Origin of the sequence: Peribacillus sp. ACCC06369 (assembly GCF_030348945.1) — a bacterium.
GTDB lineage: Bacteria > Bacillota > Bacilli > Bacillales > DSM-1321 > Peribacillus.
Genome location: NZ_JAUCEN010000002.1, coordinates 3,994,798 through 4,010,288, shown reverse-complemented (window position 1 = coordinate 4,010,288; position 15,491 = coordinate 3,994,798). Strand labels below are relative to the sequence as shown.

The 15,491-nt window shown below is 41.9% G+C and carries 16 protein-coding genes; 14 read left to right on the top strand and 2 right to left on the bottom strand.

Annotated features, from left to right (window positions below; translation table 11 throughout):
• Position 1: 1 nt before the first annotated feature.
• From QUF78_RS20320 to QUF78_RS20295, 6 genes are all read left to right on the top strand, one after another.
• Positions 2–175 (top strand): hypothetical protein, encoded by a 174-nt coding sequence (locus tag QUF78_RS20320; RefSeq protein ID WP_289315302.1) that lies wholly within the window; start codon positions 2–4, stop codon positions 173–175.
• Positions 176–401: 226 nt separating this feature from the next.
• Complete coding sequence (locus tag QUF78_RS20315) at positions 402–812, top strand: DUF4064 domain-containing protein (RefSeq protein ID WP_289326066.1); 411 nt, start codon at positions 402–404, stop codon at positions 810–812.
• Positions 813–990: 178 nt separating this feature from the next.
• Positions 991–2,883: an immunoglobulin-like domain-containing protein gene (locus QUF78_RS20310; RefSeq protein ID WP_289326065.1), complete on the top strand. Its 1,893-nt coding sequence runs from the start codon at positions 991–993 to the stop codon at positions 2,881–2,883.
• A 188-nt stretch (positions 2,884–3,071) separates the two neighbouring features.
• Complete coding sequence (locus tag QUF78_RS20305) at positions 3,072–3,455, top strand: DnaJ family domain-containing protein (RefSeq protein ID WP_289326064.1); 384 nt, start codon at positions 3,072–3,074, stop codon at positions 3,453–3,455.
• A gap of 64 nt (positions 3,456–3,519) precedes the next feature.
• Positions 3,520–4,098: a signal peptidase I gene (lepB, locus tag QUF78_RS20300; RefSeq protein WP_289326063.1), complete on the top strand. Its 579-nt coding sequence runs from the start codon at positions 3,520–3,522 to the stop codon at positions 4,096–4,098.
• A gap of 255 nt (positions 4,099–4,353) precedes the next feature.
• On the top strand, positions 4,354–4,839 hold the full coding sequence (locus QUF78_RS20295; RefSeq protein ID WP_289326062.1) for a DedA family protein: 486 nt from the start codon (positions 4,354–4,356) through the stop codon (positions 4,837–4,839).
• A gap of 74 nt (positions 4,840–4,913) precedes the next feature.
• Here QUF78_RS20295 and QUF78_RS20290 read toward each other — a convergent pair whose 3' ends face one another.
• Positions 4,914–5,648, bottom strand: coding sequence for an SDR family NAD(P)-dependent oxidoreductase (locus QUF78_RS20290; protein ID WP_289326061.1), 735 nt, complete (start codon positions 5,646–5,648; stop codon positions 4,914–4,916).
• Between the two features lie 350 nt (positions 5,649–5,998).
• Here QUF78_RS20290 and QUF78_RS20285 point away from each other — a divergent pair, with 350 nt between their 5' ends.
• The 8 genes from QUF78_RS20285 to QUF78_RS20250 all read left to right on the top strand — a co-directional run bounded on the left by QUF78_RS20285 (position 5,999) and on the right by QUF78_RS20250 (position 15,193).
• Positions 5,999–7,339: an MATE family efflux transporter gene (locus QUF78_RS20285; RefSeq protein WP_289326060.1), complete on the top strand. Its 1,341-nt coding sequence runs from the start codon at positions 5,999–6,001 to the stop codon at positions 7,337–7,339.
• A 153-nt stretch (positions 7,340–7,492) separates the two neighbouring features.
• Positions 7,493–8,905, top strand: coding sequence for a dipeptidase PepV (gene pepV, locus QUF78_RS20280; protein ID WP_289326059.1), 1,413 nt, complete (start codon positions 7,493–7,495; stop codon positions 8,903–8,905).
• Between the two features lie 21 nt (positions 8,906–8,926).
• The gene (dat, locus tag QUF78_RS20275) at positions 8,927–9,781 is read left to right on the top strand and encodes a D-amino-acid transaminase (protein ID WP_289326058.1); all 855 of its coding nucleotides are present in this window, start codon (positions 8,927–8,929) and stop codon (positions 9,779–9,781) included.
• 300 nt (positions 9,782–10,081) lie between these two features.
• Positions 10,082–11,320, top strand: a complete 1,239-nt coding sequence (locus tag QUF78_RS20270) for an Nramp family divalent metal transporter (protein ID WP_353957920.1) — start codon at positions 10,082–10,084, stop codon at positions 11,318–11,320.
• Positions 11,321–11,589: 269 nt separating this feature from the next.
• Positions 11,590–12,147 carry an RNA 2',3'-cyclic phosphodiesterase gene (gene thpR / locus QUF78_RS20265; protein ID WP_289327366.1) on the top strand — a complete coding sequence of 186 codons (558 nt, stop codon included), beginning with the start codon at positions 11,590–11,592 and terminating at the stop codon, positions 12,145–12,147.
• A gap of 20 nt (positions 12,148–12,167) precedes the next feature.
• Positions 12,168–13,175 (top strand): NERD domain-containing protein, encoded by a 1,008-nt coding sequence (locus QUF78_RS20260; protein WP_289326057.1) that lies wholly within the window; start codon positions 12,168–12,170, stop codon positions 13,173–13,175.
• Positions 13,162–14,118 carry a diacylglycerol/lipid kinase family protein gene (locus QUF78_RS20255; protein WP_289326056.1) on the top strand — a complete coding sequence of 319 codons (957 nt, stop codon included), beginning with the start codon at positions 13,162–13,164 and terminating at the stop codon, positions 14,116–14,118. The genes QUF78_RS20260 and QUF78_RS20255 overlap by 14 nt, the downstream gene beginning before the upstream one ends.
• A gap of 292 nt (positions 14,119–14,410) precedes the next feature.
• A complete protein-coding gene (locus QUF78_RS20250) occupies positions 14,411–15,193 on the top strand; it encodes a phosphotransferase family protein (RefSeq protein ID WP_289326055.1) in 783 nt (260 codons plus the stop codon).
• Here QUF78_RS20250 and QUF78_RS20245 read toward each other — a convergent pair whose 3' ends face one another.
• Positions 15,194–15,469, bottom strand: coding sequence for a YtzH-like family protein (locus QUF78_RS20245; protein ID WP_289326054.1), 276 nt, complete (start codon positions 15,467–15,469; stop codon positions 15,194–15,196).
• Between the last annotated feature and the right edge of the window lie 22 nt (positions 15,470–15,491).

The following is a 15,491-nucleotide window of genomic DNA, read 5'->3' as shown; positions in this document are numbered from 1 at the left end:
CATGTTTAATATTGGCGATATTTTATGGCAATTATTCTATCTTGCTCTACTCGTTTTGTTAATCGTAATGGTTGTGAAGGTTGTCCGTTTCTTTATAAAACATATGACAAAAATGCATAACCTGGAAAATAAAGCGGATGAAGTAAATGAACGATTGAAAAAGAAGGATGATTGACGGCCATATATCGGCTCATTTTCCCTGTTCTTTTTTCAGAAGAGCCAAGCTCCACGGGTACTTTCTTCGGATTGATTTTTCCATTCATCATGCCTTATCGATCCAAGTAAGGAAAATGAAAATACCAAATGGACGCTCACAGATTTTGAAAGGAAGGAATAAAAGTCTTTTATTCCTTCCCAGATTGGGTATATATATAAGTGACTTTTCTAGGGAGGCGAAGTAAATGAAACGCACATGGGAATTCGTATTAAGTATCATAGGCGTGAGTATCGCTGCGATTTCTTTAATCGTGACGATTATAACGGCAGTTTATCTCAACAGTATCGATATGACAGAAATGATGGACTACTCATTAATGTCAGACTCCGAGTTTTCGACGTCTGAGGTCGATATGTCAATCAAGTTTTTCATGGGCTTACTATGGGCGGGAATCATATCGCTGTTCATTGCCTTGGCAGGCGGCTTGATTGCTATCTTTCTATTAAAAGGCGGCAAAGCGAAGGCAGCCGGAATCTTATTGATCATTACGGGCATTCTGACGATCTTTCATGTTTGGCCGCTTATCTTCTTCATCGTGCCGGGAATCATGTGCCTGGTAAGGAAGACGAGGGAAACGGTGGAAGTGATCGTATGATCCAACACCATACATAGTTTGTGATTCAAAAACAAAGGAGCTGATCCGAAAATGCGGGTAAGCTCCTTTTGTGATGCAAGGATATTTTAGGGGAATATACCTATTTATACCTGCATTCACCAGTCTATCATGGTACTATTATTATAGATTTAAATATAAATAGACTGGAGTTCGATCGATGAAGATACCTTTAATGAAGATTGGGATAATGACCTGTTTGACACTCGGTTTGTTCAATGGACAGGCTGCTTTTGCAGAGTCCGGAATAACCAATGCGTGTTCATCATTTGGTGAAATCCAACCGAATGTAAATCCTTCCTATAAGCAGATTAACTGCTTACTGACGAATGCGGCAATAGAGACTGAAATCCCTCCTGAAGTGGTAAAAGCGGTGGCTACGCAGGAAAACGGGGATTGGAGGCAATTTAATGATGCGGGCAAACCGATTATATCCGGCGATGGCGGTATCGGTCTAATGCAGCTTACCAATAAAAGTGGGTATGACCAGAAAAGGCTGGAAAATGATATAGTCTACAATATCGAGGCTGGTGTCGAGGTGCTGGGCAGCATGTATTCTAGAAAGGATTTGCCCAAGATCAAAGGTGCAGGACGCAGGGTCATCGAAAATTGGTATTTCCCTGTCATGGCATACAATGGGACAAAGCCGGTTAACAGTCCTCTTTACCAGGAAAGCGGGAAAAGAAATGTGAATGCTTACCAAGAGGAAGTATTTGCCGAATTGGAAAACCAAAGTTTTTTGAAAAGCACTAAACTGGCAATCTATCCATTCAGTACATTGGACTTTCAATATGATCGTGAAAGCACTGAAAATATCATCTTTAAAAAGTTGGAATACACACTGACCGATCAAACGCATGACTCTGTTTATTGGTTCATGCCAGAAGACAAAGTGGTGACGACATCCAACGCGAATATTAGGAAAGAAATAAACACTACGGTAGGTGCAGTGCTTGTGCCTCCAAATACAAGCTTGATCATCAAAGGGAATTTTGACTATCACGAATCTAAGGGAAATAAATTTGTCTTTTACCCCGTACAAACGGAAGACGGGAAGATTAAGGGGTATGTTTCATCAGCTTACATCTCCAATAGGCTATCGAGTGTCGTGCCTATCAAGGATACGAATGAACCTGTGATTTCAGGGGCAACAAATAAATCCATTCCTTTCAACTCGACTTTCAATCCTAAAACAAGCGTAAAGGCGAAGGATGATAAAGATGGTGACTTAACGAGTGCCATACGTGTGGATGGTAAGGTGGATACCAAGAAAGTGGGCACCTATAATTTGACGTATACGGTAGCTGACAAGGCTGGGAACTTTGCCAAGGTCACAAGGAAAATAACCGTTTATGATCAAGTAAAGCCAGTGGTTTCCGGTGCCGGGAATAAAACCATCAAACTTAATTCTTCATTCAATCCAAAAACGAATGTGGGTGCCAAGGATAATGCCGATGGTAACTTGACCACTAAAATCAAAGTGGCGGGTACAGTGAATACGAAGAAAAAGGGGACCTATACATTGACGTATACGGTCACCGATCAATCGAAAAATACTGCTACAGTCACAAGAAAGATTACGATAGACAGCACCAAGCCAGTCATCTCGGGAGCCAAAAGTAAAACCATTGCCTATAACTCGACATTCAATCCTAAATCAGGCGTATCCGCTAAAGATAACCTGGATGGCAGCTTGACCAGTAAAATCAAGGTGACGGGTACGGTGAATACGAAGAAAAAGGGAATGTACACATTAAAGTATACAATCACTGATTCATCGAAAAATACTGCTACAGTGACCAGGAAGATCACAATCGACAGCACCAAGCCGGTCATTTCCGGAGCCAAAAGTAAAACCATTGCCATAAACTCTGGATTCAATCCTAAATCAGGTGTATCTGCGAAAGATAACCTGGATGGAAGTTTAACAAGTAAGATCAAAATAACAGGGACTGTGAATACAAAGAAAAAGGGTTCCTATACATTGACTTACACAGTTACGGATAAATCGCAGAACAAGGCAGAGGTAAAAAGGAAAATCACGGTTAAATAGATGGCAAAAAGGGATTCCGTTAATAATGGAATCCCTTTTATGATGCATGAATGTTTTTGGCCGAAAGCCATGCATATATAATAGTAGAAAGTGTTCATTGAATGATCTTCAAGGGTGGAGTGGATATAGATAAAAATGTTATAATTGTAAATAGATGTAATGATAAGTGATCTGAAGGGAGATTGTTTATGGGCAAAGAACAGGGGCATGTAAACTGGATGGATCAGATTTTTAAGGATTATGAAAAGGACGGCGGACTGAAGAATAATCCTGGCTTTGGAAAACCGCTTCCGGAGTCGGTGCTATCGGGAAATATCTATGACAACTTCTTGATGAAGGCCAAGGATGCCGGTTACCTTCCGCTTTGGATAAAATGGCAAAAAGAAATTCGGGAAGAGCTATCCGAAGTGGTTCGATTGAAAAAAATGAATGGAACTGAATTGGAATTAATCAAACGAATTGACGATATAAATGAGAAAGTCCGTACATATAATGCGATTTGTCCTCCAAAGATGCAGCGCAGGGAAATAGAGTTGGAAAGCATCGAGATCCAGTATGAAAAATGGAAGTAATTTATAATGTGCAAAATGTGGGTATTTGTATGACGTGATCATGAAGGGATTATGATATAATTGCATGAATAAAAAACAGAGAGAGGGACTTCGATTGGAAAATAGAAAAGAAGTTTTTTCATGGATAAAAGCGATATTGATTGCAGTCATTCTAGCTTTTTTAATTCGAACGTATATTTTTGCACCGATTGTCGTGGACGGTGAGTCAATGATGCCGACCCTGCAAGACCACGAAAGGATTGTTCTTACCAAGTTTGGAACGAATATTGATAGTATCGACCGGTTTGATATTGTCGTTTTTCATGCAACGGCAGATAAAGATTATATAAAAAGGGTTATCGGTCTACCAGGTGACCATATTGAATATAAAGATGATATGCTTTATATTAATGGGAAAGCTTATGAAGAACCATACTTGGACAAATATAAGAACCAGATGGCAGGAGTGCCGCTGACTGAATCCTTCAAGCTCGAAGATATTACAGGCAGCATGACAGTTCCGGATGACCAGCTGTTCCTTATGGGGGATAATCGCCAAAATAGTTTGGATAGCCGTGAAATCGGCACGATTTCCGTCGATGAAATTGTCGGCAAGGCGAATCTAGTGTATTGGCCGATCAAGGAAATAAAAATTGTGAAATAAGAGGAAGCGGACTCGGTCATCGGGTCCGCTTTTGTTGCCGTCATTCATCGCGGAAAGGGGGAAACGTTGACTGCCATTGCCATATAAATCTTTCAACAAAAAACGTGTTCATTCTTCTTTTTTTTTCTTTTTTTATGAAAATCCACTCATTTGGGTTAATTTAGGTTATCCTATTAAAAAGAAGTAATCACGTTACCCAGGCCCGCATAGAAATTGGATTACTTTAAAAAAGGGTGCTGAGATGGAGTACTATAGATGGATATAGTAAAAGATTTAATTTCAAACTATGGTTATTTTGCGATATATGGACTGTTGGCCATTGGAATTATTGGCTTGCCGGTACCTGATGAGTTCATGTTGACTTTTGTCGGCTATTTGTCATCCATTTCCGTTTTGAATGTCCAGGGGGCATTCCTAGTCAGTTTCCTTGGATCGATATCCGGGATGCTTGTCAGTTATTTCATCGGGAAAAAGGTGGGTAAGCCTTTTTTGAGAAAGCATGGTAAATGGATCAGAATGACACCCGCGAGGTTGGAAAAACTGGAGAAATGGTTCAATAAATACGGTCCATGGACCATTATCATTGCCTATTTCATCCCAGGAGTTCGCCACTTCGCCAGTTACATATCCGGAATGAACGGAATGGGGAAACGAAAGTACTTTATATTTGCAGGTGCAGGGGCTTTCAGCTGGTGCTTGGTATTTACGACTTTTGGCTATTTCATTGGTGTGTTAACGTAACCGCCAAATTTCCATGTTATCAGAAAATCCCGTTTCTGGATTTCAGAAACGGGATTTTCCATTTCCACCTTTTATTATTGAGCAGAGTATCCGCCGTCGATGACGAGCTCGGCACCAGTAACGTATGAAGCGTCATCGGATGCTAGATAAAGCACGGCATTTGCAATATCCGCCGGCTGCCCCAAACGCTGTAATGGAGTTGCCTTGATCATTTGGTTCACTAACTCTTTTGACTCTTCTAATTTCTGTGTCATTGGTGTTTCGATGATACCAGGGAATACGGCATTAACACGGACGCCCATTCGGCCATATTGAGTTGCGGCAGCCTTGGAAATAGCACGAACGGCACCTTTAGAAGCTGAATAAGAGTTTAAGCCCATTCCGATTTGTGCAGTAAAGGAAGAAATGTTCACAACAGCGCCTTTACCTTCTTTAACCATGTAAGGAACAACATGTTTCATTCCAAGGAATGGTCCAAATCCATTAATGCTTAACATTAGCTGCCAATCGGCCAATGTCGTATCGTTAATTCCTTTTTCTGTCGAGATACCGGCATTGTTAACCAAAATGTCGATTTTGCCAAATTTAGCGATGACTTCATCCGTCACCTTTTTCCAGCTTTCATCTGAAGATACATCAAGGAAAGTACCATGGACGTTATCCAATTCGTTCACAGCTGCTACAGCTTTTTCATTGATATCAGCAGCAATGACTTGTGCTCCTTCTTTTGTGAATAGGTCGACCATTTCTCTTCCCATACCGGATGCTCCGCCAGTGATAATGGCTACTTTATTAGTCAATCTTCCCATCATGATCACTCCTGTTTAGTTGATATAACGATGAATATATGTTCAGGCATAGTTCAAAAGTTATTTTATCAACGAGCAATACTATTACTCCATCATCAATCCGTCAAGCATTTTGTTTTCCCGCTTGCGAATGTTTTTTTTCTGGCTGGATGAAAAGAAGAGGTATATCTGAAATTTTGCCGGAAAGTTGATATATTTAAATAACCGCTTCAATTTGAAGTCACTATCAATCTACAAATATTCAAATTTTGATTCCGTAGATTGTCAATATCAAAAATAGCCTAACAAGTTGTACTTTTAATGCAAAGTTTTGTGAACTTTTCAGACATGAAAAAGGGGGTCATCCATTTATGAATAACAGAATGTATCTTTCCTTGGCCATTCCGCTTACGATTTCGACGATGAGTACACCATTGCTCGGTGCGGTTGATACGGCTGTGGTTGGAAAGTTGAGTGATCCCGCTTATATAGGTGGGGTAGCTGTCGGAACCATTATCTTTAATACGATGTATTGGCTTTTTGGATTTCTTCGGGTCAGTACATCTGCCTTCGCTGCACAAGCTGAGGGGGCAAGGGATGACAAGCAGAGCCTAATGGCCTTGATTCGTCCTTTTTTCATAGCAGCAATCATCGGTCTTCTTTTTATCGTGATCCAAAAACCCATATTGAATGTTTCCCTAGGTGCAATCGGTCTGGAATCGGACGTTTCCTCCTTTGCCGCCGATTACTTCAGCATCCGGATATGGGGGGCACCTTTTGCATTATTGAACTATGTCATCTTAGGCTGGTTAATTGGGAAATCCAGGATAAAAACATCATTGTTCATACAAGTTTTCATGAACGTGATCAATATTATTTTGTGCCTCGTTTTTGTAAATGGCTTTTCATGGTCTGTATCAGGGGTTGCTGCCGCTTCATTGATATCAGAGATTGCTGCTTTTTTCCTGGGCTTGTGGGTGATTCGGAAAGCGGTCATCATACCGGATGCTTTTTCGTTCCGGGAGGCGTTCGATCATGCTTCCCTGAAAAAAATGATGGTGGTCAACAGGGATTTATTCATCAGGACCATTTGCCTGATTACGGTTTTCAATCTTTTTACGGCCAAAGGAGCCACTTTCGGGACAGAGACACTGGCGGCCAATGCCGTACTCATTCAGATCCATTACCTGATGGCCTATTGCTTTGATGGCTTCGCGAACGCGTCGAGTCTCCTGATTGGGAGGGCCATTGGTTCGAGAGATATACACCTTTATAAAAAAACGCTCTCACTTTCGGCGCGGTGGGGCTTGTATGCTTCGTTCATACTTGCCGGATCATACTATTTATTTAGCGATAAGGTCATTCTCCTTTTCACGAATATTCCAGGCGTCATCGACCTGGCCCATGAATACGGACTTTGGATTGTCCTATTCCCTTTCACTGCCTTTATCGGACTCATTTTCTATGGAGTGTTTACCGGTGCGACTGAAGCCGTTCCTGTAAGGAACTCGATGCTCCTTGCACTAATGGCCTTTCTATGTGTCCAATTCATGGCAGTCCCTCACCATGGTAATCATGGATTATGGCTTGCATTCCTGGCGTTCAGTTTAGGACGTTCCTTGTTTTTAGCGTTATACATCCCAAGACTGAACCGAAAAGTAACAGAGTTGATGGATGAAGATAGCCTATTGAAAACACCCTCTTTTAATTAAAGAGGGTGTTTTTTTATTTATATAAAGAATTTTATCGGTAGTTTGACCTTAGCAATAATACGGGAATACGAAGAAAAAGGTAGCTACGCTTGGCGAATCAGATAGTAAAAGTGATAAAATGAAAAATATATATACAAGAGGAGTTGTCGTATTGTGAGTGAATTGAATTGGCGAGAAGAAGTTGAAAAACGGAAAATGGACTTATTACTGGACACACAAAACTTACTGAAAATAAAAAGTGTACTGGATGAAGAACATCCGACAGAGGAGGCCCCATTCGGTAAAGGGGTGAAGGAAGCCCTTGATTACATGCTTCAATTAGCCGAAAAAGACGGTTTTACTGTGAAAAATGTCGATAATGTCGCTGGCCATATTGAAATGGGTGAAGGCGAGGAGTTAATCGGGATATTATGCCATGTCGACGTGGTACCCGAAGGAGATGGATGGAGTTCGGATCCGTTTGGTGCTGAAATCCGTAATGGCCGCATATATGCTCGTGGGGCAATCGATGATAAAGGGCCGACGATGGCAGCCTATCATGCAATGAAGCTGGTCCGGGAGCTAGGGAAACCTTTGAACAAACGTGTGAGGATGATCATTGGAACGGATGAAGAATCGAACTGGCGCTGCGTTGACCGGTACTTTGAAGTTGAGGAAATGCCATCGATGGGCTTCGCGCCGGATGCTGACTTCCCGATCATCAGTGCGGAAAAGGGAATCTGGGATTTCTCGGTTATACACCCTGCCGATGCAGGAAATGGTACGAACTCAAACGTGAATGTCATGGAATTTTCTTCAGGTAGAAGGACGAATATGGTACCGGATTTTGCTACGGCGATTGTGGAAGCGGCTAACCCTGCTGAAGTGGTGGCAAACTATCAGGATTATTTGCAAAAATACTCATTGAAGGGCCAAGCCGTTCCACAAAAAAATCAAGTGCTTCTTGAAATGAATGGTGTTTCGGCACACGCGATGGAACCGAAAAATGGCATTAATGCAGGTCTGCATTTAGCCGTATTTCTAGCTGATCTTACTCTTGATCCCCATGCTAAAGCTTACTTCACTTTCATCAAGGATCGCTTGTTTGAAGATTCCCGTGGAAATAATTTAGGCCTTGCATATTCGGATGAGCAAACAGGTGAATTGACAATCAATGCCGGCGTTTTCAATTATTCAAAACAAGGGGACAGCTCGATTGGTTTCAGTATGCGTTATCCGGTGACGTTTGAGTGGGAAGCGGAAAAGGCGGCATTGGAAGATAGGTTAGCGGCATATACTTTGAAAGTGAAGACCAATTCGCATTCCACTCCGCATTATGTGGACAGTGAAAGCTTCTTGATTAAGACTTTGCAGCAAGTTTATGAAGCGGAAACAGGTGAGAAAGCTGAACTCCTTTCCATTGGTGGCGGCACCTACGCCCGTTCATTGAAGGAAGGCGTTGCATTCGGTCCGCTTTTCCCTGGCAGCGAAGATATTGCGCATCAGAAAGATGAATATATTGATATTGAAGATATGCTTAAGGCTACGTCCATTTATGCACGTGCCATTCATGAATTGGCTAAATAAGAGGCAAAGAGGGAGAAAGACATGGGAAAAATCATTTTCAACGGCGACCTTAAAAGCAGGTCCGAAGTAAAGGTAGATATTGAAGACCGGGGATATCAATTCGGCGATGGCGTCTATGAAGTCATCCGGGTTTATAATGGCGAATTATTTGCGGGGGACATGCATCTGAACCGGCTGATGGACAGTGCGAAGTTGATTCAGATGAAAGTTCCCTTTACTGTAGCGGAAATCAAAGCCCGCATGAAAGAGCTGATCACTGAAGATCAACTGAAGGACGGCATCGTCTATATGCAGCTGACAAGGGGAGCATCGCCGCGTACACACTCTTTTCCAACTACAGAGGTGGAACCGGTCTTTGTTGCCTATACCAAGGAAATTCCTTATACAGGAAAAATGAAGCCAGGGGTCAAGGCCGTTACGACCGACGATATACGCTGGCTTCGCTGTAATATCAAAAGTTTAAATCTACTGGGTAATATAATGGCTAAACAGCAAGCGGTCGAAGCCGGTTGTGATGAAGCGATCCAGCATCGTGATGGTACGGTGACGGAGGGAAGTTCGTCCAATGTTTCAATCGTGGTTGATGGGCTAATTAAAACACATCCGGCCACCAACTTGATCCTGAATGGAATCACCCGTCAGGTAATGCTGAAACTTTGCACAGATCATGGAATTCCCTATGTCGAAGAAGCCTTTACGGTCGAGGACATGATGGCAGCAGATGAAGTCCTTTATACGAGCACAAGCGTCGAAGTGACTCCAATTATTATTATTGATGGCCAATCGATTGCAGCCGGGGAACCCGGTCCGATAACCCAAAGACTGCAAAAACTGTTTTCCGAGGAAATCGAGAAGCAATGCGGTACCCTTAAATAGATCAAAGTCCCCTTTGCCGCAATCGGCAAGGGGTTTTTATTATTCAGCAATTACTCGGAATGAATCTTGCATGTCCAGACATTTTCATTGCCTGACTTCAAGTCTGAAGTGAAATAAATCATGTCCGGATCCCTTTTTACATGCCTCCGTTCACCCCCTCCTTATGCAGTTTAATTCAGTTTGAACTTCCCGATTTTCCTTTTTGACATTTTCAAGATCCAGGAATATACTTGCTAATAACTTAAAAAGTTTACCTGTTGCAACAATTTGAGTTGCGTGTAAAAAGGAGTAGAGATAGATATGTCCGATGTATTGCATCATTCTTCTTCGAGAGGAATCAAAAAACTGCTTCCCTATCTAGGGCCGGCCTTCATAGCGGCTGTTGCCTATATTGATCCAGGGAATTATGCTACCAATATCACAGCCGGATCTAAATATGGCTATACGTTATTATGGGTTATCTTCGCATCCAATTTAATGGCTGTGCTAATTCAATCACTATCAGCTAAATTGGGGATAGCCACGGGAAAGAACCTTCCTGAGTTATGCAGGGAGAGATTTTCGAAAAAGACATCTTTCTTATTATGGATTCAGGCCGAAGCCGTTATAATGGCAACCGACTTAGCTGAATTCATAGGAGCGGCACTAGGAATTTATTTGTTATTTGACTTACCGCTTATTACATCGGCCATCATTGCAGCGATTGGTTCTTTTGCCATTTTGGAAATCCAGCGCAGAGGTTTTCGAACATTCGAAGCCTTGATCACGGTCATGATATTTGTTGTGGTGATTGCCTTTGGTGCTCAAGTTTTTTATGCAAAACCTGACACTTCAGCCATTGTTTTAGGACTCTTCACTCCAAAATTCGAGGGAGTGGACAGTATATTACTATCGGCGGGTATGCTTGGAGCTACCGTTATGCCACATGCGATTTACCTTCATTCCTCTTTAACTCAAAAGCGAATTGTCGGTAAAAACGATTTGGAAAGAAAAAGGATTTTTCGTTTTGAACTAATTGATATTGTCATCGCCATGTTGATCGCAGGCGGAATCAATGCCGCCATGGTCATTGTTTCAGCTGCCCTATTTCATAAGAATGGAATGCTTGTAGAGGATTTGGATGTTGCCTATCAACAATTCGGTGCCATGCTTGGACCATCAGTCGCGATGTTTTTTGGAATAGGATTATTAATTGCCGGTTTATCCAGCTCATCAGTCGGTGTAATGACAGGAGATGTGGTCATGCAGGGATTCATTAAGAGACATATACCGATTTATTTGAGAAGGATCATTACGACCGTTCCGCCTCTGCTGATAATATTATGGGGAGTGAATCCATCTAAAGCACTTGTGATGAGCCAAGTAGTACTCTCGTTTGGCATCGCATTTGCCTTAGTGCCATTGATCATGTTTACAAGCAATAAGAAAATCATGGGGAACCTGGTCAATCATAAAATCACCTCAAGCATTGCTTGGCTTATTGCCGTACTTATCATCGGACTGAACTTGTTCCTGCTTTACGAAACGCTGTTCAGCTAAACGGCACAAAAAGACCAATATTGAACTGCATCCCAATCGTTAGAAAACATCTAACAATCGGGGTGCAGTTTTTAAATCCGTCCTAACGCGTGATCATCCGTCCTTGCGCATGTATCAATAATCCGCCATAGCTTCGTTCACAGGATGGAAGACTGGGAATATACCAGTTTTTTTGATGGAGGGAATATTTATAAGGATGTCCATGAAAAGGTATATACATTGGAAATATGGTAAAATTAAAGGGAAAATAGGAAGGAATGTATTTGACCATGAATACTCATTTTTTCTTTGCTTTAGTATTACCTGATGATATCAAGTCCTATTTAAATGCTGTTACGGAACAACTTAAGTTAGACTTTCCATTTAAGAAATGGCTGCATCCAGCCGATTATCATATTACGATGGCTTTTTTGGGCAATGCTCCCGATACATTGAAAAAGGATGCTTTGGGGCGTGTGGAAAGCGAGCTTGCCAATGAGGCCTCATTCGGTTTGGAACTCGGCGATATCGGCGGTTTCGGCAAGAGTGATAGTCCAAGGATTCTATGGGCAGGTGTCAAGCAGCAAGAAAGGCTTTTTACCATTCAAAGGAAAATCTATAATTCCTGTGTCGGGGCAGGTTTTGAACTTGATAAAAAGCAGTTTAAGCCTCATATAACGCTAGCAAGGAAATTCGAGGGGGTAAGTCCCTTTTCGTTGGAGAGCGTCCGGCAGATAGCGGATTTGGAGGATAAGCATTTTGAAGCAGACCAGGTTGCGTTATATCAAACACATCTTGGAGCTTCTCCTTCATATGAGAAGATTTTCGCGATAAACCTCCAAAAATAGAGAGAGATGGTGGTGGTCGAATGGCACAGCTCATAAAGATGCAGGATTATATTTCCCGGTATGAGCAGGATATTTATCGATATCCAACACAATTTGCCCGGTTGAAAAAACAGCAATGGGATAAATTGAAGGCTTCTTATGAAGCGGGCGAGCTAGATCGGCTCTATAGTGAACATGCTGAAAGTGAAACACAGGTCAAATTTGATACGCCACGGGAAGAGTCAAAGGGCCTGTTTAAAAAGGTGAAAGGCATATTCCCCCGGACAGGAAAACAGGACGCAAAGGCAGATGAGCTGCTCATACCGAACCAGATTGAAAATACTAATGTTTTTTCATTAAGATTTCCGTTCCGTCCGGCCAGTCTGGATGAATTGAAGCAGAATTTTTTAAATCAATTGCTCCGCTTTCAAATGAAATGGGGAAGTTCTACGCTTCATGAAAAGTCATTTGTGGACCAATCATTCTTTTTGGATGAAAGGCTCCGCTTTTTTCTGCAACGTTTTCCGGATACGTTTCTCGTATTATATAAACCTATCTTTCTATTGAAAAATGCACCAGTTGAAGTCGATGTCATTTTATTGACCCCTGTTGATGCTTGGTGCATCACTTTTCTGGAAGCGGAAGAAAACGCTGCTTTCATCGGTTCGGGTGACCGGTTCTGGGTCCGCATGCATCATAAGCATCCTGATAAAAAAGTGCTCAACCCCATGCTGGGCGCAAATCGGATGGCGAACATCGTCTCCCGGGTATTTGAGCTTTATGAAGTGAACGTACCGATTAAAAAGGTGATTCTATCCCGGAATGGTTATGTGGATTATCCCGAAGCTCCTTATGATATTACGATATTGGATAAACGGACCTTCCCGGAATGGTTTGAAAGGATGCGGGCAAAATCATTTCCTCTTAAGGCACAGCAGCTAAAAGGGGCGCAGGCATTGCTTGAATATTGTCAAACTACATCGAGCATGCGACCTGAATGGGATGCTGAATATAACCAAACAGAGGAAAATGAGCATGCAGAACCTTAATGATACGCTGTATTTCATTGTCAATCCAATGGCTGGAAATGAAGAGAGTTTGAAGATTTGGAAAAAAGCCGAGGAAATACTGAATTCAAAAGCTGTTCCCCATAAGGTGTTTTTTACGGAGGAAAAGGGTCATGCGCTAAGATTGACGAAGGAAATTCTTTCAGGGACGAATCAGGAAACCCGGATGATCGCTGTCGGGGGGGATGGAACGGTCAATGAAATGATAAATGGCGCGATTGGTTTTCCTCATGCAATCATCGGCTCCCTTGCGGCTGGATCTGGCAATGATTATGTAAGGGGCATTCAAAAAACTGAGAGTGTGGAAGAAGCGCTTTCTCTATTTCAGGATAACGCCTTTAGTGCCGTTGATATTGGACAGTTCGAGACGAATGGTAAGGTTGGTTATTTTATTAACAGCCTGGGAATGGGCATTGATGCTGAAATTTCAGCTGAAGCAGACCGTTCGCCTCTGAAAAAATGGTTTAATTTTGTCAGAGCGGGTAAATTAATTTATCTGTTCATTTTTATAAAAAAAATATTTTCTTACCAGCCCAGCTGTATGGAATTGATCATTGATGGAAATCGGCATCTTTTGAAAAAGGTATGGTTCATCGTCATTGCGAACCAGCCCTACTTTGGCGGTGGCATGAAAATTTCACCGATGTCAAAGCTGGATGATGGCAGGCTGAATGTGATTGTGGTCCATGATATTACAATGTTGAAATTATTGACCGTATTCATCACCGTTTTATGGGGCGGTCACCTAAACATTAAAAATGTTGATTCTTTTTCTGGTGAAAGGATAAAAATGAAGAACCACGGGTCAGTGAAAATCCAGTCAGATGGGGAAATTGTTGGAATGGGTGAAGTAGCTGCAGTGGTTCTGAAAGAGAAAATTCGCGTCATGTTCAAGGATGATATTCCAAACAAAAATATGAAATGATTTATTTGTTTTTGTTTTATGCGTATAATCGTTTTATAGTACTTGACGAAGAAACCGTTTTTCAACTAAAATTTAATTTATGGCTATTGTTTAATTGCTCAATAGCTATTTTTTTATTTCTCTAAAATGAGGATGTTTTTAATTGCGGGTATCATCCCGATGCAAGTATAAATGCAGCTTCGCCGGCAGGCGGATTTTTTATTAAACATGGACTCAAAGTAGTGGTAATACATACACTAGGTGAACGTACCCACATTTGTATGATTAAGCGAGGAAATCGAAGGTGAACCAGTTGGAACATTTATTAGGTCAGGAGTGGGATATATCCCCTGCTGGAGGAGCTACGGGAGAAGCCTTTATTGCCGAGAAAGAGGGGCAGAAGCTCTTCCTTAAACGAAATTCATCGCCATTTTTAGCTGTTCTTTCAGCTGAGGGCATTGTTCCAAAGTTAATGTGGACAAAACGCCTGGAAAATGGGGATGTAATTACGGCCCAGCATTGGATGGAAGGCAGGGAGCTATCTCAGCAGGAAATGAACAATATAAGAGTCGCAAAGCTGCTTCAAAAAATTCATCAATCCGATCCTTTGTTAAGCATGCTCAAAAGGCTTGGGAAATCCCCTTTACGACCTGAAAGTATACTTACAGACATAGAAACCGGGTTATCTTCGGATGTTACGGATATTCCGATTATCAAGCAGGCCATCCATTTTTTACAGAATAATCTCCTGTTGATTGAATGCGACGAAAAAGTCGTCTGTCATTGTGATGTGAACCATAATAATTGGCTCATGACCGAAACCGACGGATTGTTCCTAATTGATTGGGACGGAGCGGTCATTGGCGATCCGGCCATTGACCTCGGCGTACTCCTGTATTCATATGTCCCAAGGGAAGAATGGAATCAATGGCTTGCCCGTTACGGCAAGAAGCTTGACGCAGGCCTGGAGATGAGGATGAAATGGCACACGGTTTCACAACTAGTGCTTTCCATCCAATGGCATCATCGTAGAAAGCGGTACGAGGAAAGAAATGAATTACTGCAAAAACTTGAAGCAATATTGATGGTTGGCTGATCAGAATTGATCTATATCATCCACCCACTGGGACAAGTCGTTCTGGTGGGTTGAAATATGTGCTTCTAAATCGGCGGTACCGATGCCTGTCTGGCTATATTCGTAAATCTCCGTCAGTATCGTTTTTACATTGCTGTCAATATCCATATTGACCATTAGGGATTTGACGAGCCTTTCAACCTGTTCACATTCAGAAACGGATCCGCAGCAATCTGTTTGATGATTGGTTAATATATCTTTTAATAGTGACATTTGATGTTCATGGGAAAGCGGCATATAATACCTCTCCTATCTTAAA

What these genes read in the sequence shown, in the direction of transcription:
- QUF78_RS20320 (WP_289315302.1), top strand. Translation starts at nt 2, where the DNA reads ATGTTTAATATTGGCGATATTTTATGGCAATTATTCTATCTTGCTCTA.
- QUF78_RS20315 (WP_289326066.1), top strand. Translation starts at nt 402, where the DNA reads ATGAAACGCACATGGGAATTCGTATTAAGTATCATAGGCGTGAGTATC.
- QUF78_RS20310 (WP_289326065.1), top strand. Translation starts at nt 991, where the DNA reads ATGAAGATACCTTTAATGAAGATTGGGATAATGACCTGTTTGACACTC.
- QUF78_RS20305 (WP_289326064.1), top strand. Translation starts at nt 3,072, where the DNA reads ATGGGCAAAGAACAGGGGCATGTAAACTGGATGGATCAGATTTTTAAG.
- lepB (WP_289326063.1), top strand. Translation starts at nt 3,520, where the DNA reads ATGAATAAAAAACAGAGAGAGGGACTTCGATTGGAAAATAGAAAAGAA.
- QUF78_RS20295 (WP_289326062.1), top strand. Translation starts at nt 4,354, where the DNA reads ATGGATATAGTAAAAGATTTAATTTCAAACTATGGTTATTTTGCGATA.
- QUF78_RS20290 (WP_289326061.1), bottom strand. Translation starts at nt 5,648, where the DNA reads ATGGGAAGATTGACTAATAAAGTAGCCATTATCACTGGCGGAGCATCC.
- QUF78_RS20285 (WP_289326060.1), top strand. Translation starts at nt 5,999, where the DNA reads ATGAATAACAGAATGTATCTTTCCTTGGCCATTCCGCTTACGATTTCG.
- dat (WP_289326058.1), top strand. Translation starts at nt 8,927, where the DNA reads ATGGGAAAAATCATTTTCAACGGCGACCTTAAAAGCAGGTCCGAAGTA.
- QUF78_RS20270 (WP_353957920.1), top strand. Translation starts at nt 10,082, where the DNA reads ATGTCCGATGTATTGCATCATTCTTCTTCGAGAGGAATCAAAAAACTG.
- thpR (WP_289327366.1), top strand. Translation starts at nt 11,590, where the DNA reads ATGAATACTCATTTTTTCTTTGCTTTAGTATTACCTGATGATATCAAG.
- QUF78_RS20260 (WP_289326057.1), top strand. Translation starts at nt 12,168, where the DNA reads ATGGCACAGCTCATAAAGATGCAGGATTATATTTCCCGGTATGAGCAG.
- QUF78_RS20255 (WP_289326056.1), top strand. Translation starts at nt 13,162, where the DNA reads ATGCAGAACCTTAATGATACGCTGTATTTCATTGTCAATCCAATGGCT.
- QUF78_RS20245 (WP_289326054.1), bottom strand. Translation starts at nt 15,469, where the DNA reads ATGCCGCTTTCCCATGAACATCAAATGTCACTATTAAAAGATATATTA.